The organism is Campylobacter upsaliensis, from assembly GCF_900637395.1.
GTDB lineage: Bacteria > Campylobacterota > Campylobacteria > Campylobacterales > Campylobacteraceae > Campylobacter_D > Campylobacter_D upsaliensis.
In genome coordinates, this window is sequence record NZ_LR134372.1 from 960651 (window position 1) to 982547 (window position 21897).

Here is a 21897-nt window from a genome sequence, read left to right on the forward strand (position 1 = left end):
AAAATTTTTATGCAAAAATAAAATTTTCAAATTTATAAAAAAAATTATCTTAATTAAAACTGAATTAAAAATTTTATGATACAATTTTATAATTTAATTTTAATTAAGGAGAAAATATGGGCAAATTTGTCAATAATATCGAGGAATTTTTTACTTACTGCAAAGAAAATGAAGTCGCTTTTGTGGATTTTCGTTTCACAGATATTATAGGAGCTTGGCATCATATCACTTACAATTTTCACTCCATTAACGAAGAGACTTTTGAGCTAGGAATTCCCTTTGACGGCAGTTCTTTGGAGGGTTGGCAACCTGTTAATAAATCTGATATGATCTTAAAACCTGACGCTCCAAGCGCCTTTTTAGACCCATTTACAGCAGATCAGACCATTATCGTTTTTTGCGATGTTTATGACATTTACAAAGGACAAATGTATGAAAAATGCCCTCGCTCTATGGCAAAAAAGGCTCTTCAATTTTTACAAGAAAGTGGTGTAGCTGATATGGCTTATTTTGGACCTGAAAATGAATTTTTTATCTTTGATAGTGTCAAAATCGTAGATAATGCAAACTGCTCCAAATATGAAGTTGATACTGAGGAGGGTGAGTGGAACGACAATAAAGAATTTGTCGATAGCTACAATACAGGACATCGTCCAAGAAATAAGGGCGGATATTTTCCAGTCGCACCTATTGACTCTTTAGTTGATATTAGAGCGGAAATGGTGCAAACTCTAGAAAAAGTAGGCATTAAAACCTTTGTGCATCATCACGAAGTCGCACAGGGACAAGCTGAAATAGGCGTTCATTTTGGCACTTTAGTCGAAGCAGCTGACAATGTGCAAATTTACAAATATATCGTTAAAATGGTCGCCCATCTTAATGGTAAAACCGCCACTTTTATGCCAAAACCCCTTTATGGCGATAATGGCAGTGGTATGCATGTGCATATGAGCCTATGGAAAAATGGCGTGAATTTGTTTTATGATAAAGAAGGATACGGCGGACTTAGCCAAGATGCTATCCATTACATAGGAGGAATTCTCAAAAATGCAAGAAGTGTTGCCGCTTTTACAAATCCTAGCTCAAATTCCTACAAAAGGATAGTTCCGGGCTTTGAAGCGCCTTGCATTTTAACCTATTCTTGTCAAAACAGAAGTGCAAGTTGTCGTATCCCCTATGGTATGGGAAAAAATTCTGCACGCGTTGAAATTCGCTTCCCAGATAGCACGGCAAATCCTTATCTAGCTTTCGTTTCGCTTTTGATGGCGGGACTTGATGGTATTAAAAATAAGCATATCCCAGTGGGTCCTATGGAGGAGAATTTGTTCGATTTAACTCTAGATGAAGTGCGTGAAAAAGGTATAGAACAACTTCCTCACACTTTAAGAGGAAGTCTAGAAGCACTTATCCGCTACAATAGCTTTTTAAAACCTGTGATGAGTGATCTTTTTATTGATGATTATCAACATCTCAAATTTGCCACTCAAGTATGGCCTGTGGAAGCACGCCCTACGGCTTATGAATTTAAAACCTGCTATTCTTGTTAAAATTCAATCCCACAAAAGTGGGATTATAAAATCCTTAAAACAAATATCATAGAAAAACTTGAAATTTATAGAAATTCCTTTTTGCAGAGTGCGAGGTATTTTTTAGGATTACTCTCACGCATTAATGCCTCTCTCATACAGACTCCAGCGATATTAATATTTTTAAAAAACTTGATATTTTCAGCATTAATCCCACCTATAGCATAAAGTGGTATAGAGCTAAAGCTCAACAAATCTTTCAAAAGCTCTATTCCATAAGGCTTTAAATTTGGCTTACAAGAACTTTTGAAAATATGTCCCACAAAGGCGTGATTTACCTTATAATTAATCGCTTCCAAAAGCTCCTCTTTACTATGAACGGAAGTGCCTAAAATGTGAAAATATTTTGCTATATTGGACTCTTTTCTAAGTAAGGCTAAGGGGGCTTGGAAATACTTATGCTCTAGCTTTAAGGTGGGTGTTAAATAGCCGTGTAAAAAACAAGTGATTTTATACTTAGTGCAAATTTTTAAAACTTCTTTAGCCAAATCATAGTATTCATACTCACTTAAATCTTTCTCCCTTAGCACAAAAGCGTCTATCTTAGCCTTTGCAAGTTTTTCAACCTGTCTTAGAAAATCATCTTGCACCAAAACTCTATCGCTGATAGCGATGATTTTTCTAACCCACATAAATACTATCACTCATCACGGGCTGAAGGTCAAGTTCTTTAAGCTTTATTCTAATCGCCTCAACGCTTCTATCATCGCTGATTTCAAATTGCTCATCGCCCTTTTTTGTGCCAGAATGCTCCCCTATCCCCACGCTAACTCCCGCACTCATCTTACTCACACCAAGTTTAACAGCCTCATCTCTAAAGCCCATTCTTTCACGACTTGAAAGGCTAATGTGTGCAAAGGGCAAAAAAAGTCTATAAGCACACAAAACCTGTAAAAGTCTTTTTTCGCTTACATCTTTGGGTGAAATTTTAGCATTATTAATAATAGGTCTTAAGCGTGGGATAGAAAGCGAAAATTCAGCGTAGGGGTATTTTTGCTGCAAAAAGTGTGCGTGAAGTGCACAAGCTAATGCGTCTTTTCTAAAATCATCAATCCCAAGCAAAGCCCCAAAAGCCACGCCCCTCATACCAGCCATTAGCGCTCTTTCTTGTCCAAAAAAGCGGTATTTAAATACACTTTTTTCTCCAGCTAAATGAATTTTAGAATATTTAGTTTCATTATAAGTTTCTTGAAAAATCGTTACATAATCGCACCCACTTTTATGCAAAAGGGCATATTCATCAACATTCATAGGGTAAATTTCCACGCCTACGACCTTAAAATATTTTCTTGCTAATTCACACGCTCTAGCGATGTATTCTACACTTGCAAATTCTCTACCCTCACCCGTTAGCATTAAAATTTCTTGCAAGCCGCTTTTAGCTATGGCTTGCATTTCCTCTTCAATTTCTTTTTCGCTTAATTTTGCTCTTGTAATTTTATTGCCCTTTTGAAAGCCACAATACACACATTTAGAATTACAAAAATTTGACAAGTAAAGTGGGGTAAATAAAGAAATATTATTACCAAAATATTTAAGTTTAAGTTTTGAAGCTTTGAAAGCCAAATCCTCTATAAATTCCTCAGCAGCCGTGCTTAAAAGGGCTTTTAAATGCTCTATATTAAGATAAGAAGAATTTAAAGCATTGATGACATCGTTGGTTTGATATTTTGCTTCATCATAGCTTTGCATTTCTTTTATAACTTTATCTAAAATATCGCTTTGAATCACTTGCATATGAGGAAGATAATCCATCATTTTCCTTTTGATTTTTAAGGATTGTAACAAAGAAGGGTTAGTGAAATTTAAATGAGAGAATTTGCCCTCAAAAGAGGGCAGGAGCTTAATGGAGGCATTACATCATACCGCCCATTCCTCCCATACCGCCCATAGCACTCATATCAGGCATAGCAGGTTTATCTTCTTTAATCTCGCTAATTGTCGCTTCAGTCGTTAATAGCATAGAAGCCACAGAAACAGCGTTTAATAGAGCCACTCTTTCCACTTTCACAGGGTCGATAATCCCGGCTTTAAACATATCCACATACTCGCCCTTAGCAGCGTCAAAGCCCGCATTTTCATCGCTTGAATTTTCCACACTATTGACAACTACACCAGCGTCAAAGCCCGCATTTTCTGCGATTTGTCTTAAAGGCGCTCTTAAGGCTCTTTCCACGATAGCCGCACCAATAGCCTCATCACCCTCTAATTTCAACTTAATCTTAGATTTAGCCTTGATAAGTGCCGCACCACCACCGATGACAATACCTTCTTCAACCGCCGCTTTTGTCGCACTTAAAGCATCATCTACGCGGTCTTTTTTCTCTTTCATTTCTGTTTCAGTTGCCGCACCGACTTTAATAAGCGCCACGCCTCCGCTTAATTTCGCAAGTCTTTCTTGTAATTTTTCTCTATCATAATCACTCGTTGTTTCGGCAATTTGTGCCTTGATTTGATTGACTCTTGCATCGATATTTGCTTTATCTCCAGCACCATTAACTATGGTTGTATTATCCTTATCAATAATCACGCTAGAAGCCTGTCCTAAATCCTCTAAAGTCGCACTCTCAAGCGTTCTACCAAGCTCTTCAGCTATCACTTCACCACCTGTTAAAATAGCAATATCTTCAAGCATAGCCTTTCTTCTATCACCAAAGCCCGGCGCCTTAACAGCAGAGATATTTAAAACTCCCCTTAATTTATTCACAACCAAAGTTGCTAAAGCCTCACCCTCAATATCTTCAGCAATGATTAAAAGCGGTTTTCCTGTCTTTTGAATTTGCTCTAAAATAGGCAATAAATCTTTTAAACTTGTGATTTTTTTATCAAAAAGCAAAATGTAAGGATTTGAAAGCTCGACTATCATTTTATCCGCATTAGTGATAAAATAAGGGCTTAGATAGCCTCTGTCAAATTGCATACCCTCAACCACGCTTAATTCATCATTAATAGACTTTGCCTCTTCCACCGTGATAACGCCGTCTTTTCCAACTCTCTCCATAGCATCAGCTATTAAAGCACCGATTTTTTCATCAGAATTTGCTGAAATTGTCGCCACTTGAGCGATTTCTTTTTTATCTTTAACTTCCCTTGAAAGCTTTTTAAGCTCATCAACAATAGCCTCACAAGCTTTATCCATACCTCTTTTAACCTCGATAGGATTCGCTCCTGCTGTGATATTTCTTAAGCCTTCTTTAAAAATAGCGTGTGCCAAAACGGTCGCTGTTGTCGTGCCATCACCTGCTTGGTCGGCTGTTTTACTTGCCACTTCACGCACTAAAGAAGCACCCATATTTTCAAGATTTTCTTTAAGCTCAACTTCCTTAGCCACACTCACGCCGTCTTTTGTAATGCTTGGTGCGCCAAAGCTTTTTTGAATTAAAACATTTCTACCTCTTGGTCCCATTGTAACCTTTACGGCGTCATTGAGCTTTTTAACGCCTTCATAAAGCTTATTTCTCGCTTCATCTGAAAAAATAATTTCTTTTGCCATTTTTTACTCCTTATTTTAAAATTCCTAAAACATCATCTAAATTCAAAACTAAATATTCACCATCATTAAGTTTAACCTCTGTGCCACCATACTTGGCAAATACGATTTTATCGCCACTTGTTATATCGCTTACTTCTTTACTTACTGCGACAACTTCTCCTATCAAAGGTTTTTCTTTAGCATTATCTGGTATAATAATGCCTGAAGCGGTAGTTTTAGTTTCTTCAACTCGTTTAACTAAAACGCGTTTTCCTAAAGGTTGAAAGTTCATTTTGTCCATCCTTAAAATATTGATTTTTAGCACTCTTTAATTTTGAGTGATGAAATCATACTAAAAAAAATGAATTTTGTCAATACTTTGAATAAAAATATTTATAAAACTTTAGTTTAATTGACTAAAGATAATTTATAAAATAAACTAAAGGATAAGAAATGAAAAAGGTTCTTTACGCACTTTTAGCTCTTTTTTTGGTGCTTTTTGTCGCTATTTATGGTTTAACTTTTAGTTCTTTTGGTAATCGTTTGGTTGCTAATTTTGCTCAAACTAAAGCTAAAGAACTTTCTGGGCTCGATTTAAACATCTCTCATTTTAGCTTAAGTCCCTCTTATTTGGAGTTAGAAGCAAATTTAAATCAAATCGCTCAACTTAAAATCGAAGGGAATTTAAGCCTCTTAAGTCTTGGTTTTGAGCTTGATTATGCTCTGTCTTTAAATAAAAATCTCGCCAAAACACTCAATCTAAATTTAAAAGAAAATTTAGAGCTAAATGGCGATATAATAGGCTCTATCAAAGATTTTAATGCAAAAGGAAAAGGAGAGGTATTTGGCTCAAAATTAAATTTTGACACAAGGATTTATCATTTTTCTCCTATCGCTCTTAATTTAGACGCTAAAAATTTAAAAATTGAAGAGCTTTTAAGCTTCTTAAATCAAGCTCCTTACGCGAGTGGGGAATTAAACGCCCTAGCTCAAATTACTGCTAAGGATTTAAAACCTGATGGTAATGCTATCATACAACTTGATATGAATTCAGTCAATTATAAACAAATTGCAAAAGATTTTGGACTTAATTTACCTTCAAATTCTAATTTAAAAAGTGAAATTTTGGCAAGCATAAAAGAAAATCAAATTTATGCTACAAGTCAAACGCAAAATGACTATTTAAGCCTTACAAGTCAAAAAACGCTTTATAATTTAGCAAACAACACCCTTAATACGGATTTTAAACTGCAAATCCCTGATTTAGCTAAACTTGAAAGTCTCACAAAAACTAAACTTCAAGGCTCTTTAAATCTAAATGGAAATCTTAGCTTTATTAATAATACCCTAAATAACTTCGAAGCTAAACTTGACGGACTTGGCGGCGAATTTAATGCTAACCTTAAAAATAATCATTTGACCGTGCTTTTAAACGCCGTAAGGCTTGAAAAAATTCTTGCTCTTGCAGGTTATGGTGCTTTAGCAAATGGTAGTTTAAATGCAAATTTAAACAGCAATGGTTTAGACTTTAAAAATTTCGATTTAAAGGCTAGTATTGATAATGGCAAAATAGAGCCAAAAGAGCTTAAAAAACTTACAAATTTGGAATTCCCTCAAACTAATTTTAAGCTCAACGCCACAGCAAACGCTCAAAATGGTAAGATTGATTATAATGCACTTTTAGCCTCGAGCTTACTTAACATTAAAAAATTAAATGGAAGCTATGATTTAAATAATGCAGAACTCGCACTTAATACCGAAGCCTTTATTGAAGATTTGTCAAAATTTAACAATATGGCTGGGCAAAAATTGCAAGGTGAGCTTACACTCAATGCCAAAACGCAAATCAAAGGCTCAAATATCCAAAATTTAGACGCTAATGTAAATTTAGCAGGAGGCACCATAAAAGCAAATTCTAATGGGCAAAATCTCAATTTGGATATTAATAAACTTGACTTAGCCAAACTTTTCATCATAGTAGGACAGCCAAATTATGCAAGTGGGACATTAAACGCTAAGGGCGTTTTAACAAGCCTTGATTTAAAAAAGCTAAATGGCAATGTCAATTTAAACGCCAAAGGAGTGCTTAATCACACAACTCTTTCTAAGCTTTTAGAAGTCAAATTTCCAAATAATGCAAATTATGATTTAAACGCTAAAGCAAATATTAATAATTCTCTTGTCAATTTTGACACGAATTTAAATTCAAATCTTGCTAATGTCCCAAGCCTAAAGGGAAGTTTTGATTTAAATAATATGGCTTTAAATTCTACCTTTAAATTAAATTTAAGCGATTTCTCCAAACTTGGCTTTTTGGTGGATAGAAAATTAAGTGGAAAAGCAGATTTTGATGGACATTTTAATTTTGATAAAAAAGGAATTGACGCTTTGATTACGAGTGCAAATTTATTTGAAGCTAAGTTAAACGCCGCTCTTAAAAATAATCAATTTCAAGCTACGCTTAATCAACTTAATCTTTCTTCTTTAGCTAAAGGTATAGACATAATAGATCTTTATCAAGGAAGAGCAAATGCTAATGTTAATTACAATCTTTTAAATCAAAAAGGCGACATTAAACTTGACATCAATGAAGGTCATTTAAAAGAAAATGCCATTACAAAAGCTTTGAAAATTCTCACCCTAAAAGATGTAACAAAAGAAGTGTTTAACACCGCTCATGCCAACGCACATATTGATAAAGAACATATTGATTTTAATCTCAATATGCAAGCACCAAATTCACATATCATCATAGAAAAAGGCAATTTAAATTCTAAAAGCGGGGCGTTAAATATCCCTTTTGACGCAAAAATTGATAGAGCGAATTTCAAAGGTTTTATGACAGGAACAAGCCAAAAGCCTAAAATTAAACTTGATGCAAGAAGCGTCATTAAGTCTTTAGGTAAGGTTTTAGGACACGAGGCTACAAAACCCGCCCAAAAAGCTACTGAAGGGCTCGATAAGCTTTTCAATAAACTTTTAAAGGATCAATAGTGTTTAATGGCTTAATTAGAGAAATTGCTAAGGTAAAATTTTATCAAAACAATATCTTAAGCCTAAATGCCAAATATCGTCCTAAAATAGGCGATAGCATAGCAGTTAATGGAGCATGTTTGAGCGTGATTAGCGTGCAAAAAGATGGCTTTGAACTGGAACTTTCTAAGGAAAGCAGAATGCATTTAGCCTTAGAAAATTTAAAAGATAGAGTGCATATAGAGCCTGCTTTGCGGTATAAAGATCGCATTGATGGGCATTTAATGCAAGGACATATTGACGGACTTGGAGTGCTTGAAAAAATCGTGCCTAATGAAAATGGGCTTGATTTTTACCTCTCTTTGCCCTCTCATCTTATGCCACTTATGGCAAATAAAGGCAGTATAGGCGTTGATGGAGTGAGCCTTACCATTAATGAAGTTTTTACTTCACAAATTCGCCTCACTCTTATACCATTAAGCCTTAAAGATACACTTTTTAAGGAATATAAAATAGGCAGACGCATTCATATAGAAAGCGACTTGCTTGCGCGCTATATAAGGTCGCAACTTCAAGCTAAAAGGGGGCTTTCGTGGGAAGAGATCGAGCGAATTTCATATCTGTATTAGATAATGAAAAAGTAAGCATTTTTTGTGCTTACGATAAAGATTATAGCGAATTTAGAGCAAAAATTTGGCAGGAAAATTTATTTAAGCACTTAGGCTTTGAAAAAATTAAAAAATGCGTTTTTATGAATCAAATTCATTCTAATAGAGTTGAAATTTACGATGCAAATTTTCGCAATTTTTCTTGCGATGGCTTAATCACAAAAGAAAAAAATACCGCTCTTTGTGTTTTAAGTGCGGATTGTTTGCCCCTCATTTTACATCATAAAAAAGGTTTTATCGCAGCTTTACACTCTGGGCGTGAAGGCACTTTTAATAATATCCTAAAAGAAGCCTTAGATCTTTTTAAAAATCTTGACTTTTCGCTTAAAAATGAAGATTTTACCCTCTTTGTCTTACCCTCTATTTGCCAAAAAAATTATAAACTTAGTGGGACAATTTTAGATTATACGCAAAAGCATTTTGCCCCCTTTTTAAAAGATGATAAACTTGATCTAAAAGCCCTTGTGAAAGAGCAAGCGAGGAATTTGGGGCTAAAAAATATTAATGATTTGGAAATTTGCAGCTTTGAAGAAAAAAATTTATTTTCTTATCGCCGCAATCAAACGAAAAAACGCTTTGTAAGCGTTATTTTTTTAAAGGAGTAAAAATGGAATTTTTAACGCTAGAAAAATTAGAAAAAAACTATCTTGAAAGCATAGGATTTTTTTGGCATACAGATGAGGATGGGAGCGATTATTTAGATAATAAATTAATTTGCGTTAGTAAAAATGAGGCAAATGCCTACTATGAAGCAGCTAATAAGCTTTATGATATGTTTGTTGCAGCGGCACAAAATGTCATCGATAATGATAGATTTGACGAGCTTGGCATACCTTTTAATCTTATTGATGCTATTAAAATGAGCTGGGAAAATGAAGTGCATTGGCATTTATATGGGCGTTTTGACTTTGCTGGTGGGCTTGATGGTAAACCGATAAAACTCATCGAATTTAATGCCGACACTCCAACTTCACTTTTTGAAAGTGCCATTTTACAATGGGCTATGCTTAAGCAAAATAATTTAGATGAGCATTTGCAATTTAACAGCATTTATGAAAGTTTGATGGATAATTTTAAACGCCTTATTACACTTGATGGAAGCGTGGAAGAATTTGAGGAGCATTATAGGGGCTGGAAAATTCTTTTTTCAAGTGTAGCAGGAAACAAAGAAGAAGAGCTTACAACTAAGCTTTTAGCACATATAGCAAAGGATGCGGGCTTTGAGTGTGATTTTGCCTATGTTGATGAAGTGGAATTTGGAGAAGAAGGCATTTTTAAAAATGGAGTCAATTATGAATACTGGTTTAAGCTCATACCTTGGGAGGAAATTGCCATTGAGGAGGGGGAGCTTGCTATGCTTTTAACGCAAATTATGCGTAATCAAAAAGCGATTATTTTAAATCCCGCCTATACGCTATTATTTCAGTCTAAAGGGATTTTGAAAATTTTATGGGAACTTTACCCAAATCACCCTTTACTTTTAGAAAGCTCCTATGAGCCTTTGCAAGGGAAAGATTTTGTAAAAAAACCTATGTTTGGACGCGAAGGAGCGAATATTAGCATTGTAAAAGATGATGTAAAATTGCAAGAAAATATTGGTCCTTATGGAAATAATAAAATGATTTATCAGCAATATTATGAGTTAAATTCTAATGAAAATGAATATTATCAAGCTGGGGTATTTTTTGCCTATGAGGGTTGTGGTTTAGGTTTTAGAAAGGGAGGGCTGATTATAGATAATGCCTCTAAATTTGTAGGACATATTATCAAATAAATATAAAGAAAATTCTTTAAGAATTTTCTTTAAAAGCTCCAAGTTTAAGAATTTTTTGCATTCTATTTGCCACAAGTTCTCTTGTGTCGATATTTTCCAATTCATCTAAAGCTTTTTTAACATAGTCAGCAATAGCCACAGCGGTATTTTCTTTATCTCTATGCGCTCCCATTATAGGCTCTTCAATCACATCATCAATTAAACCTTGAGTCTTCAAATCATCGGCACTTACTTTCATAGCCTTAGTTGCTGCTTCGCTCTTAGCGGGATCATTCCAAAGTATCGCCGCACAACCCTCAGGAGAAATCACAGAAAAAACAGAATTTTTCATCATCGCAAGCTTATCTGCTACGCCAATAGCTAAAGCTCCACCACTCCCTCCTTCACCTATAACTATGGCTATAGTTGGGGTTTTTAAATCGCTTAACTCATACAAGTTCGTTGCAATGGCTTCACTTTGCCCCCTTTCTTCAGCGCCTATACCAGGATAAGCCCCCGGAGTATCAATAAGAAATAAAATGGGAATTTGAAATTTCTCCGCCATTTTGGCAACCCTTAAGGCTTTTCTATATCCTTCAGGATGTGGCATTCCAAAATTCCTTGCTATCTTATCCTTAGTGCCGCGTCCTTTTTGCTCTCCTATAACAATAAGCTTTTTATCGCCCAAGTACCCCATAAAGCAGACAATAGCAGGATCATTTCTAAAGGCTCTATCTCCGTGAATTTCATATTTATTATTTAATATTAAGTCAATATAATCAAGTGCATAAGGTCTATCAGGGTGTCTTGCTAGTTGTAAGCGTTGAAAGTCGCTTAAATTTTTATAGGTCTTAGAAATCTCTTTTTCAAGATTTTTTTTCAAAATGGCTACAGCTTCAAAATCGCTTTTAATCTGTGCATTTATAATATCTTCATCAATTTGCTGGATATTTTTCTCAAAATCTAAATAAAAAGCCATATTAATTCACTCTTTTGAAAATTACACAGCCATTTGTTCCGCCAAAGCCAAAAGAATTACTCATCACAACATCAAGCTTTGCTTCTTTAGCAACATTTGGCACATAATCAAGATCGCATTCTTCATCTTTTTCAATTTGATTGATCGTAGGAGGGACAAGTCCTTTTTCCATAGCCATTAAAGAAATCACTGCCTCAATAGCCCCTGCTGCACCTAAACAATGTCCAATTTGTCCTTTTGTAGAGCTTACAAAAGGTAAATTTTCACCAAAAACTGCTCTTATAGCGGCAGTTTCATTTTTATCATTAACAGGGGTTGAAGTGCCGTGAGCATTGATATAATCAACCTTAACTCCAGACGCCATTTTTAAAGCCTTTCGCATAGCTCTTAAGGGACCATCTAAAGTTGGGGCGGTGATATGATGTGCATCTGCACTCTCTCCAAAGCCTACAAGCTCGGCATAAATTTTTGCTCCGCGTTTTTTTGCCGCCTCGTATTCTTCAAAGACTAAAGCGCCAGCACCTTCACCCATTACAAAACCATCTCTTTCTTTATCAAATGGGCGTGAAGCTCTTTTGGGGTCATCATTTCTAGTCGATAAAGCCCTCATAGAAGCAAAGCCTCCTATGCCTACCGGACAAATGGCTGCTTCAGCTCCCACTACTAGCATTTTATCTGCTGTACCCAAAACTATACTTTTATAAGCTTCGCCTATAGCATGCGTTCCAGCTGCACATGCTGTTACGCAAGAAATATTAGGACCTTTAAGGGTGTGTTCTATAGATACTAAGCCTCCTAGCATATTAACAAGAGCTGAAGGGATAAAAAATGGAGAAATTTTACGCGGTCCCTTTTCCTCGCAAATGATAGAATTTTTTTCTATATTCGGTAAGCCGCCTATACCAGCAGCAGAGACGACACCAAATTCCTCTTTATCTAAAGTTTCATCAAAATTTGCATCTTCCATTGCCTCTCTCGCGGCTTTAAGTCCAAGCTGTATAAAGCGGTCGATTTTCTTAACTTCCTTACCATCTACCACATCTAAAGGGTCAAAATTCTTAACCTCCGCAGCAATTTGGACGGGAAATTCACTTGCATCAAAAAGCGTGATTTTATCCACTCCACTTTTGCCCTCACAAATCGCCTTAAAAGAACTCTTCTTATCTAAGCCTAAAGCGTTTATCATACCAATGCCAGTAACCACAACCCTTTTCAAGACAAGCTCCTTATGCGTATCTTTTATTTTTTAAGATTTTCAAGATAATTAACAACATCCTCAATTTTAATCAATTTCTCCGCATCACTATCCGAAATTTGCACACCAAATTTTTCTTCCAAAGCCATCACAAGCTCAACAACATCTAAAGAATCAGCACCCAAGTCCTCAACAATTTTAGATTCCATTTTCACAGCATCTGCTTCTATGCTTAACTGCTCCATTACCACTGCTTTTACATCATCAAATGTTGCCATTTGTTTCTCCTTAAGTTAAAAAATAAAGCGACATTTTACTATAAAAAACTTAAATTTATTTATAGTTTTTTAATACACTTACACAAATATCAAATTTTAAAGGATAAAAAATGCTTTTTCAAAAACTCTTAAAGGAAAATTCTCAAATTTGGGATTCATATTTACACCACGATTTCGTAAAACAATTAGAAAATGGCACTTTAAAAAGTGAAAATTTTTTATTTTATCTTAAGCAGGATTATATTTATCTTATTCATTATGCCAAATGCTATGCCCTACTTGCTCTTAATGCAAATAATGCCAAAGAACTTCGTTTTGCTATGAAATTTCAAAATTATATTGTTGAAGGAGAGCTTGAATTGCATAAAAGCATTTTAAAGCTTGGTATCGATGCTGATAAATTAAGCGTTAAAGATGAAAGTTTGGCAAATATCGCCTATACGCGTTATATGTTAAGCGTGGGACAAAGTGGAGACTACTTAGATCTTTTGGTCGCTCTTAGTGCTTGTGCGATAGGCTATGGTTATATAGGTAAAGAGATTTATGAAAACTTAGGAGTTAAAAAATTAGAAAATCACCCCTATAAAGAGTGGATTTTAACTTATAGCGGAGAGGCTTTTCAAAGTGAAATTAAAGAATTTGAAGAATTTTTAAACACATACGAAGAAAGCGTTTCTCAAGAAAAATTTGCAAAACTAAGTGAAATTTTTCACTCTGTCGTTCGTTTGGAAGTGAATTTTTGGCAACACGCTCTTAATTTAAAATTAGAGCTTTAAAGTGCCTTTAAAAAGGCACTTATTTAAGATAAATTTTTGCCAAATCGCCCTCTAAAATAATCTTACTCCCCTCATTAACAATTTTAAAATCTCCCTTAAAATTCATTAAAAAAGCACTTTCAAATTCCATTACACTTTGAGGATGGCAAAGCATTTGCGTTGAGGCAGCACCATCAATTTGCATATTCATATCTTTCTTTTTATAATTTCCAAAAAAGCGATTGCATCCTGCAAAGCCATAAAATTTATCTTTATCAAAACTTATATTAGGATTTTCTTCCATATTTTCAGGATTGAAGCTTTTTCCACCGATTACAATTTTTTCTATTTTTAAATTTTGACCTTCCAAAGAAAGAGTTTTCATAGCTTCTCCTTCTGCTTGATTTGTCGCATTATGACTTGCACAGCCTATAAAAAACGCTAAACTCGCCAAGGCAACACAAAATTTTTTCATATACTCTCCTTTAAACTTGAAATTGATTGACTTGAACTTCTAAATTATTACACACTATTTTTAACTCATTAGAAATTTGCAAAAGAATTTTGGCAATCTCCTCATTTTTTTCACTTACTTCCACGGTTTCTTGCATAGAAAAAAGAAGTTTTTGAATATTTTCTTGAGAAATTTTAATTTTTTGTGTGCATTGAATAACTAAATTTTTAGCTTCTTGATTACAAATTTTAACTTCATTTGCGGAATTTACAAGCAAATTTGCATTTTCATTTAAAGATTGAACGCTGTGAGCATTTTCTCTAAGCTCATTACTTACATCTTGTATGCTTTCTAAAAGCTCCTTGGTGATTTGCGCAACGCTTCCTAAAAATTCCTCGCTGCTTTGTGCTAAATTTCTAATATCCTCCGCGATGACGGAAAATCCACGCCCAAAGGTTCCAGCTCTAGCCGCTTCGATCCCAGCATTTAAAGAAAGCAAATTTGTCTTATCGGCGATTTCATCCATCATAGTTGTTGCTTTTTGTATGTTGTGTGCTTGCTTAACCATATTTTCAACTTTTTTAGCAAGCTCACCTTCATTTGTCGCTACGCTATTAACTTTTTGTGCTACATTGAAGAGAGAATTTAGCATTTCTTCAAGCAAGGTATAAGACTTATCATTCGCCACATTTGCCTCGCTAGAAAGTGATGCAAGTTCGGTCAATTCTGACCCTATGCTATTGCTTAAGTCAAAACTTTCATTAGTTTTATGGTGGCTTTTCATAGTGATTTCATTTAAACTAGTCGCATTTGAGCTTAAAACACCTGTTTGATCTTCGACCTTTTTGACGCTTACTCCTGTGGAGATTACGGCATTTTGCGTTTTTTCTATGAATTGATTGATATAGTTACAAGCTTGTGAAATTTCATCTTGACCTTTAACTCTAATTCTTGCACGCAAATCGCCAGTGCCTTGAGCTAATTCTTTGGCGTGTTTTAAAAGCTCTAAAACGGGATTCCCCACAACCCTTTTTAACACCAAAAGAACAACAACAAGCGTAAAAAGCAAAGCGAAGCTAAAAATTAAAATATATGACCTGCTTGTCCTTGCTATATCATCTTGCACACTTTGCAAGGAATGATACACATCCATAACCCCCAAAACGCTACCATTTTTAGCATTTGCGTGGCAAGCCACACAAGAATCATCGGCAATCAAAGGGCGTATGAGTCTTAAAGATGGGGTTTCATTATACATTTGCTCTAAGGTTTTAATTTCGGGCTTATCAAACTGCTCTAAGATAAGACTATCTTTTGTAATTTGTGGATTTTTCATTTCAAAAAGCTCAATGGTGTCTTTTGAAGGATAAATGTAAATGTCGCTAATGCCCTTAATGCTCCTCGCATCTTCGATAGCTTCTTTAATTTTTTCAGGATCGCCCAAATTCATAGCCATACGCATAGTTTGAAAAACCGAAGTGCTTATGGTGTCCAAATTCTCTCGCCCCATTTTGTCCGCAGTATTTTTAAAATCTAAATTTAAGACAAACCATACAACCACAAAGCTAATAAGCAAAATTGAAAAAATCGTCGCAGAAACCTTAAAACCTATGCTTTTAAACATATAAACTCCTAAGACTAAGTTTATTATTTTACTTTATTATTTATTTAAAATGAGTTAAATTATAAATGATTTACTCAAAATTTATTAATGTAAAAAATGCCTTATTTTCGTTAAATACAAGGCTATGCCATATTCATCAGCTGCTTTAATGACTTCATCGTCTCTTATGCTACCTCCAGGCTGCACTATGGCTTTCACGCCCACTTTTGCCGCCTCATCAATGCTATCTCTAAATGGAAAAAACGCCTCACTCGCTAAAACACACCCTCTTAAATCAAGCCCCATCTCACAAGCCTTACGAATCGCAGCCTTAGCCGCATCAATACGACTTGTCATACCCATACCTATGGCAACAAGTGCGCCGTTTTTCACATAGGCGACATTGTTAGATTTTGTTAAGGCAGCGACCCTAAGTGCGATTTCTAAATCTTTTAACTCGTCCTTACTCGCACACTTTTCACTTACGCATTTAGCCTTTAAAAGCTCGTCTTCACGGATTTCATCGCTATTTTGATATACAAAACCTCCATCAATATGCTTAAAGTCAAATTTATCATAATTTCTTAGCAAATAGGGGCTTTCCTGCGTAAAAATCTTAATCCTCTTCTTCGTCTCAAAGACAGCCAAAGCCTCCTCATCGACATTAGCCGCGATGATAAGCTCAACATAAATTTCATTAATTTTTTCCGCTAAAGTCTTATCAAGCTTTCCATTTATCGCTACAACGCCCCCATAAGCACTTACACTATCACATTTTAAAGCTTCAACATAACTTTCAAGCAAACTATCTTTTAAGGCAAAGCCACAAGGATTCCCGTGCTTAATAATCGCCACAGCAGGAGCTTTTCCAAAACTTGCAGCAAGACTAACAGCAGCATTGATATCTGTTAAATTATTAAAACTTGCCTCGCCTTTTAAAGCCTTAAAATGAGTGCTAAAAAAGGCATCAAATTCATATAAGGCACCTTTTTGATGTGGATTTTCCCCATATTTTGTATCAAAAACCTTTTGCCCCACGATAAATTTATGCTCTCCAAAGCCCCCATTAAAACGCTCGTTCATATAATTTGCTATGTAAGAATCGTAATTTGCTGTATGCTCATAAGCTTTTATCATCAAGTTTAAGCGAAAATTCTCATCATTTTTTCCATTTTTTAAAGCCTCAATCACACTTTGATAAGCCGCCACATCGCAAACGACTAAAACATCTTTATAATTTTTCGCTGCACTTCTTATCATCGCAGGTCCGCCTATGTCGATATTTTCAATAATCTCATCAAAATCATCACTCATAATGGTCGTTTTTTTGAAAGGATACAAATTCACACAAACTAAATCAATGCCTAAAATTCCATTATCTTTAGCTTGTTTTATGTGATTTTCGTCTCTTCTTTTATGTAAAATTCCGCCGTGAATTTTAGGATGCAAGGTTTTTACCCTACCCTCAAAAAGCTCGGGGCTATTTGTAAATTCACTCACTTCCACCACACTTAAATTATTTTCTTTTAAAAGTCTATAAGTTCCGCCCGTAGAAAGTAATTCAAAGCCCAAATTCTCAAGCTCTTTAGCAAATTCGACTATGCCCTCTTTATCACTAACGCTTAATAATGCTCTCATTTTCTCTCCTCGATAAATCTAAGTGAAATTAAACAATAATTTATTTAATCCTTAGCACATTTTAAAAAATGCACCATTTGTCCAAGTGCTATGGAGCTGTCATTACAAGGAAATTCCAAAGGGACAAAAAAATCAAGTCCTTTTTTGTGCAAAATTTTAAGCAAAGTTTTATTTTGAAAAACACCCCCACTCAAAAGCACTCTTTCGCCCTCGCTAAACTCAAGCATAAAATTCGCCAAGCCATTAAAAAAACCCGTTACCGCTCTACTTGCTTCATCTTTTAAAGCACCCAAAAACACTTCCCTAAAATCAATTTGTCCGTTTTTAAATCGAAGTTTGTAGGAAAAATTTAATTTATCATCATACATTTTCTCGCACATTAGCCCAATTTGTGCCTCGTAAGAAGAGTGTGTAAGGTCAAAAACAATGCTCCCAAACGCATCAATAATACGCCCTAAAGAACTTGTATAAAGCGTGGAATTTTCATAAATTTTTTCCAAATTTCTAAGCTTAATGCTTGGTATTTTACTTAAAAATTCAGTCGCTTCTTTTTTTAAATCATAATGCAAAAGCACACTTAAGGCTAAATTACGGATATTTTTCACATCGCTATTGATAAGCTTAAAGCTTTCAAAATGCCCTATTCTTTCATATTTTTCCAAATCACCTCTTAAAATTTCTCCCCCCCAAATTTTCCCATCATCACCATAACCCGTGCCATCAAAAATAAAGCCCAAAACTTCGCCCTCAAATTTCGCTTCAAAATAAGCCGCACAAAAATGGGCGTAATGATGTGAAATTGGGTGTTTTATTAAACCTTTAAAATCCTTAACATAATCAAAATGCGGATGTTTATCACACAAAAGCTCCTCAAATTCCAAGCCATAAAGCTCCTTAAAAAAGCTCAAAAGCTTCTCAAAACGCTCTCTTACATCAAGACTTTTTAAATCGCCTATGTAAGGGCTTATCAAAAGCTTATTTTCATAAAAAATCACAAATTCATTTTTAAGCTCGGCTCCAAGTGCAAGTAAGGGCTTTTTTCTCTTGCTAAAATTGAGATTTAAATATTTTGGATTTAAAGCCCTTGAAGCGCGAAGATACATTGTTTTACCATTAATTACTTGCGCTATGCTATCATCGCTTGAATTTATAATCTCTCTTTCATAATCTAAATAACAATCAAAAACATCACCAAGTTTTTGTAATAAATTTTTCTCCTCATAAATAATACTTTCTCCGCTTAAATTCGCGCTTGTAGCCACTAAAATTCCATCAAAATATTCAAACAATAAAAGATGTAGGGGAGTGTAAGCTAAGAAAATGCCTATTTTATCAACATTTGGTGCGATTAAAGGAAAGTTTTTTTTAGCCTTTAAAAGCACTATGGGAGCAACTCTACTTTCAAGCAAATTTGCCTCATTTTCATCGATATAAGCCAAATTTTGAGCTTCTTCTAAATTTTTACACATTAAGGCAAAGGGCTTTAAGGGACGATTCTTCCGCATTCTTAGAGCTTTTAAGGCGTTTTCGTTTAAGGCATCACACATAAGGTGAAAGCCTCCTAAGCCCTTAATTACTATAATTTTTCCCTCTTTTAATAGCTTGGCACAAAGCTTAAAAGCCTCATTTTGATAGGCTAAAAAATTGCCATTTTTATCCTTTAAAAAAACATTAATCGCACATTTAGGACAGCTTATAGGCTGGGCGTGAAAGCGTCTATTGGACGGGTTTTCGTATTCATTTTGACAAGACGCACACATCTCAAAATGACACATTGAAGTGTTTTTTCTATCATAAGGTAAATTGTTAATTATAGAAAATCTAGGACCACAATGCGTGCAAGTGATAAAAGGATAAAGATAACGCGGATTTGTAACATCATAAAATTCTTTTTTACACTCCAAGCAAAGACTAAAATCGCTTAAAAGCGGGGATTTTTTAGGGCTTTGCTTAGAATTTATAATGCGAAATTCACTAAAATTTTCAGTATCTTGCTGACTAATTTTAAGTGTATCTATCCTAGCAAGTGGCGGTAAATCCTGCCTTAAAAGCTTCAAAAAACTCTCAAGGGTATTTTCACTGGCATTGAGTTTAATTTGCACACCAAAGCCATCATTAAAAACCTCGCCCTTAAGCCCAAGTTTAAGAGCAAGAGTGTAGATAAAAGGACGCATACCTACACCTTGAACGAGTCCTAAAAGCTCTATTTTATATGTAAAGTGGCACATCGCTTAAATTTGAGTTTTTAAGGTGTTTTAGAGTGATTTTAAGTAAGGATTTATGAGAAAAAAGCGAACCGCTAATAAGAGCTTCATCCACTTGCTTTTTATCTCTTAAATCATCGTAAGTATCGCGTAAAAAATAGCCCAAACTCTCCACAGCTCCGTAAGCAATATTATTTTTCTCAACCCCTGCTAACATAAAACTCATCGCACTTCTTAGTGTTCTTGTATAATCAAATTCCTTATTTTCCTTTAAACGATAATCTATCTTAACCCCACGCGGAATTTTAGCATTATCAGCCAAAGCTAAAAGTGCGAAAGCCGCTTCTTTTAAGTTAGAATTTAAACCCAAAATACGCCCTAAAATTCCAAAAAGTGAGAAAAAATTATTTTGTGTTTCTAAGGCTTCATCAAGCAAGGCAAATTCCTTTTGAAAATTTGTCAAAAGTCTAGCACCCGTTTCATCTTTTCTTATTTCTTCATAAAGTTCTTTAGTGTGTTTTGGCAATTTTAATTGAAGCAAATTAAGCTCCCTATTCAAAAGCAAAATATCCTCATAATCTTCACTAAGCTCTAAAATCAAAGCTCTTTCACCTCTTAAACTCGCAAGATAAGAAAGCCTTGCCATATTTTTATCTTCTTTAGAAAAAATAAGCTCTTTAGCCCTCTTAGCTATAAAATCAAAACCTCGCAAAACCACAAGCCTATCTTCGAAATTTAAAAGCTCAAATTCTTCATTAAAGCTTTGCAACTTTTTAAAACTTAAAAAGTGGCTATCCTCAAATTTAAGCCCCAAAGCATATAAAAAAAGATCATCGGCTAATTTGACCTTAAATTCATTAAAATTTAAAGCGTGTTTTTGTCTAAAAATAGCACTAATTTTAAGACTTAAAAGAGGCTTTTCCACACTTGCCAAAAGCTTTAAAATTTGGTCATTACACACAAAAATGGAGCGTAAAAAATCTGCCTTTAAGGGCATTAAAAAATCCCCATTAAATTCTCCACAAAAAGGGCTAATCTCATAAATTCCTCTATGATTTTTAAGATAAATCGCCTCATTATTTTTTAATTTTTTTAAACTTTCTTCCAAAAAGGTATTGAAATTTTCCTTAGTGATTTTGACAAAAATATCATTTATTTTTAGCTCACTTTCGCAGAAAATACCCCATTCATTTTCTATCAAAATGGAATTTTCTTGATAAGCCTTAGCATTTAAGTGCGTTAAAAGCGGATATTTTTCATATTCCCTTTCCTCACTTTTTAAAAAGTTTAAATCACTTGCTGCTTTGATCTCAAAATCCTTTAAAAACACACTATAACTCATCTTAGATAAAGTGTTGCAAAATTCCTTTAATTCCTCTTCTTCGCCACTTATTTTAAGCGTATAATTTTCCCTTTCTTTTTTAAATTCAAAATGATAATTTTTCGCATAAAAACACAAAAGATACTCAAAAATTTCATTATTTGCTAAATAAGTAAAATTAAATTCTAAAATCAAATTTTATCCTTTATCAATCTCTCAAAAATCCAGTCAGCGGTGAACTAGCCCTAGCCTCACTTTCCTTAGCCAAACCAGCCAAATATCCAGCTCTACCAGCCTCCACAGCCAAAGCAAAAGCTCTTGCCATAAGAGGTATATTTTTCGCCTCTGCTAAAGCCGTATTTAACATCACAGCCGCAACGCCCATTTGCATTGCCTCACACGCTTGAGCAGGAGTGCCAAGCCCTGCATCAATGATGATAGGTAGGTTTATTTCATTAAGCAAAATTTGGATAAATTCCCTAGCACATAAGCCCTTATTACTCCCTATGGGTGCGGCTAAAGGCATAATAGCCGCAGCTCCTGCATCACACATCGCCCTAGCTACATACAAATCCGCACTCATATAAGGTAAAGGCGTAAAGCCGTCCTTTGCTAAAAGCTCAACCGCCTTAATGCTCTCATAATTATCAGGAAGCAAATATTTACTATCTCTAATCACCTCGATTTTAATCAACTCCGCCCCGCAAAGCTCCCTAGCAAGTCTTGCTATGCGTAAAGCTTCCTCTGCGTTTCTAGCGCCTGAAGTATTAGGCAAAAGAGTGATATTTTTAGGGATAAAATCTAAAATATTTTCTATGCCATTTGCATTAACCCTACGCAAAGCAAGGGTAATCATCTCCGCCCTAGCCTCCTTAATCGCACTATTAATCAGCTCTAAAGAATATTTTCCCGAACCCAAAATAAAACGACTTTGAAATTCAAAACGACCGATTTTTAAAAAATCTTGCATTTTTAACTCCGTTTTTGTAAATCATAGCAAATTTTGACTTAATTCATA

The 21897-nt window shown here is 34.8% G+C and carries 19 protein-coding genes; 6 read left to right on the top strand and 13 right to left on the bottom strand.

Annotation, left to right across the window (positions count from 1 at the left end; all coding sequences use genetic code 11):
• Positions 1–116 precede the first annotated feature (116 nt).
• The gene (glnA, locus tag EL158_RS04920; protein ID WP_004277425.1) at positions 117–1547 is read left to right on the top strand and encodes a type I glutamate--ammonia ligase; all 1431 of its coding nucleotides are present in this window, start codon (positions 117–119) and stop codon (positions 1545–1547) included.
• A gap of 65 nt (positions 1548–1612) precedes the next feature.
• Here glnA and EL158_RS04925 read toward each other — a convergent pair whose 3' ends face one another.
• From EL158_RS04925 to groES, 4 genes are all read right to left on the bottom strand, one after another.
• On the bottom strand, positions 1613–2218 hold the full coding sequence (locus tag EL158_RS04925) for a thiamine phosphate synthase (RefSeq protein WP_004277426.1): 606 nt from the start codon (positions 2216–2218) through the stop codon (positions 1613–1615).
• Entirely contained in the window at positions 2208–3344 is a 1137-nt protein-coding gene (thiH, locus tag EL158_RS04930) for a 2-iminoacetate synthase ThiH (RefSeq protein WP_034955719.1), read from the bottom strand. The genes EL158_RS04925 and thiH overlap by 11 nt, the downstream gene beginning before the upstream one ends.
• Positions 3345–3441: 97 nt before the next feature.
• Positions 3442–5079: a chaperonin GroEL gene (gene groL / locus EL158_RS04935; RefSeq protein ID WP_027303758.1), complete on the bottom strand. Its 1638-nt coding sequence runs from the start codon at positions 5077–5079 to the stop codon at positions 3442–3444.
• A gap of 10 nt (positions 5080–5089) precedes the next feature.
• A complete protein-coding gene (gene groES / locus EL158_RS04940) occupies positions 5090–5350 on the bottom strand; it encodes a co-chaperone GroES (RefSeq protein ID WP_027303759.1) in 261 nt (86 codons plus the stop codon).
• Between the two features lie 161 nt (positions 5351–5511).
• On the opposite strand from groES, the gene EL158_RS04945 reads away from it, so the two are divergent.
• The 4 genes from EL158_RS04945 to EL158_RS04960 are packed head-to-tail and all read left to right on the top strand — an operon-like array spanning position 5512 to position 10473.
• On the top strand, positions 5512–8052 hold the full coding sequence (locus EL158_RS04945; protein WP_027303760.1) for a hypothetical protein: 2541 nt from the start codon (positions 5512–5514) through the stop codon (positions 8050–8052).
• Positions 8052–8660: a riboflavin synthase gene (gene ribE, locus EL158_RS04950; protein ID WP_004277431.1), complete on the top strand. Its 609-nt coding sequence runs from the start codon at positions 8052–8054 to the stop codon at positions 8658–8660. Before EL158_RS04945 ends, ribE begins: the two co-directional genes overlap by 1 nt.
• A complete protein-coding gene (locus EL158_RS04955) occupies positions 8624–9304 on the top strand; it encodes a purine nucleoside phosphorylase YfiH/LACC1 family protein (RefSeq protein ID WP_027303761.1) in 681 nt (226 codons plus the stop codon). Before ribE ends, EL158_RS04955 begins: the two co-directional genes overlap by 37 nt.
• Positions 9305–9306: 2 nt before the next feature.
• Positions 9307–10473: a glutathionylspermidine synthase family protein gene (locus EL158_RS04960; RefSeq protein ID WP_027303762.1), complete on the top strand. Its 1167-nt coding sequence runs from the start codon at positions 9307–9309 to the stop codon at positions 10471–10473.
• A 16-nt stretch (positions 10474–10489) separates the two neighbouring features.
• Here the strand turns inward: EL158_RS04960 and EL158_RS04965 are convergent, their stop codons facing one another.
• From EL158_RS04965 to acpP, 3 genes are read right to left on the bottom strand one after another with little or no spacing between them, the layout of a single operon-like run.
• A complete protein-coding gene (locus tag EL158_RS04965; protein ID WP_027303763.1) occupies positions 10490–11431 on the bottom strand; it encodes an acetyl-CoA carboxylase carboxyltransferase subunit alpha in 942 nt (313 codons plus the stop codon).
• 1 nt (position 11432) lies between these two features.
• The gene (locus EL158_RS04970) at positions 11433–12647 is read right to left on the bottom strand and encodes a beta-ketoacyl-ACP synthase II (protein WP_027303764.1); all 1215 of its coding nucleotides are present in this window, start codon (positions 12645–12647) and stop codon (positions 11433–11435) included.
• 23 nt (positions 12648–12670) lie between these two features.
• Positions 12671–12904 carry an acyl carrier protein gene (gene acpP / locus EL158_RS04975; RefSeq protein ID WP_004275459.1) on the bottom strand — a complete coding sequence of 78 codons (234 nt, stop codon included), beginning with the start codon at positions 12902–12904 and terminating at the stop codon, positions 12671–12673.
• 110 nt (positions 12905–13014) lie between these two features.
• Between acpP and tenA the strand changes: the two genes are divergently transcribed.
• Positions 13015–13680 carry a thiaminase II gene (tenA, locus tag EL158_RS04980; protein WP_027303765.1) on the top strand — a complete coding sequence of 222 codons (666 nt, stop codon included), beginning with the start codon at positions 13015–13017 and terminating at the stop codon, positions 13678–13680.
• Between the two features lie 19 nt (positions 13681–13699).
• Here tenA and EL158_RS04985 read toward each other — a convergent pair whose 3' ends face one another.
• The 6 genes from EL158_RS04985 to EL158_RS05010 all read right to left on the bottom strand — a co-directional run bounded on the left by EL158_RS04985 (position 13700) and on the right by EL158_RS05010 (position 21849).
• Positions 13700–14134 carry an META domain-containing protein gene (locus EL158_RS04985; RefSeq protein WP_027303766.1) on the bottom strand — a complete coding sequence of 145 codons (435 nt, stop codon included), beginning with the start codon at positions 14132–14134 and terminating at the stop codon, positions 13700–13702.
• A gap of 10 nt (positions 14135–14144) precedes the next feature.
• Positions 14145–15737 (bottom strand): methyl-accepting chemotaxis protein, encoded by a 1593-nt coding sequence (locus EL158_RS04990; protein WP_027303767.1) that lies wholly within the window; start codon positions 15735–15737, stop codon positions 14145–14147.
• A gap of 84 nt (positions 15738–15821) precedes the next feature.
• Complete coding sequence (purH, locus tag EL158_RS04995) at positions 15822–17354, bottom strand: bifunctional phosphoribosylaminoimidazolecarboxamide formyltransferase/IMP cyclohydrolase (protein ID WP_027303768.1); 1533 nt, start codon at positions 17352–17354, stop codon at positions 15822–15824.
• Positions 17355–17398: 44 nt separating this feature from the next.
• A complete protein-coding gene (gene hypF, locus EL158_RS05000; protein WP_027303769.1) occupies positions 17399–19582 on the bottom strand; it encodes a carbamoyltransferase HypF in 2184 nt (727 codons plus the stop codon).
• On the bottom strand, positions 19563–21074 hold the full coding sequence (locus EL158_RS05005) for a hypothetical protein (protein ID WP_027303770.1): 1512 nt from the start codon (positions 21072–21074) through the stop codon (positions 19563–19565). The genes hypF and EL158_RS05005 overlap by 20 nt, the downstream gene beginning before the upstream one ends.
• 13 nt (positions 21075–21087) lie before the next feature.
• Positions 21088–21849, bottom strand: coding sequence for a thiazole synthase (locus EL158_RS05010; protein WP_027303771.1), 762 nt, complete (start codon positions 21847–21849; stop codon positions 21088–21090).
• Between the last annotated feature and the right edge of the window lie 48 nt (positions 21850–21897).

Coding starts and splice junctions, on each gene's coding strand:
- glnA (WP_004277425.1), top strand. CDS start 117: ATGGGCAAATTTGTCAATAATATCGAGGAATTTTTTACTTACTGCAAA.
- EL158_RS04925 (WP_004277426.1), bottom strand. CDS start 2,218: ATGTGGGTTAGAAAAATCATCGCTATCAGCGATAGAGTTTTGGTGCAA.
- thiH (WP_034955719.1), bottom strand. CDS start 3,344: ATGATGGATTATCTTCCTCATATGCAAGTGATTCAAAGCGATATTTTA.
- groL (WP_027303758.1), bottom strand. CDS start 5,079: ATGGCAAAAGAAATTATTTTTTCAGATGAAGCGAGAAATAAGCTTTAT.
- groES (WP_027303759.1), bottom strand. CDS start 5,350: ATGAACTTTCAACCTTTAGGAAAACGCGTTTTAGTTAAACGAGTTGAA.
- EL158_RS04945 (WP_027303760.1), top strand. CDS start 5,512: ATGAAAAAGGTTCTTTACGCACTTTTAGCTCTTTTTTTGGTGCTTTTT.
- EL158_RS04960 (WP_027303762.1), top strand. CDS start 9,307: ATGGAATTTTTAACGCTAGAAAAATTAGAAAAAAACTATCTTGAAAGC.
- EL158_RS04965 (WP_027303763.1), bottom strand. CDS start 11,431: ATGGCTTTTTATTTAGATTTTGAGAAAAATATCCAGCAAATTGATGAA.
- acpP (WP_004275459.1), bottom strand. CDS start 12,904: ATGGCAACATTTGATGATGTAAAAGCAGTGGTAATGGAGCAGTTAAGC.
- tenA (WP_027303765.1), top strand. CDS start 13,015: ATGCTTTTTCAAAAACTCTTAAAGGAAAATTCTCAAATTTGGGATTCA.
- EL158_RS04985 (WP_027303766.1), bottom strand. CDS start 14,134: ATGAAAAAATTTTGTGTTGCCTTGGCGAGTTTAGCGTTTTTTATAGGC.
- EL158_RS04990 (WP_027303767.1), bottom strand. CDS start 15,737: ATGTTTAAAAGCATAGGTTTTAAGGTTTCTGCGACGATTTTTTCAATT.
- purH (WP_027303768.1), bottom strand. CDS start 17,354: ATGAGAGCATTATTAAGCGTTAGTGATAAAGAGGGCATAGTCGAATTT.
- hypF (WP_027303769.1), bottom strand. CDS start 19,582: ATGTGCCACTTTACATATAAAATAGAGCTTTTAGGACTCGTTCAAGGT.
- EL158_RS05010 (WP_027303771.1), bottom strand. CDS start 21,849: ATGCAAGATTTTTTAAAAATCGGTCGTTTTGAATTTCAAAGTCGTTTT.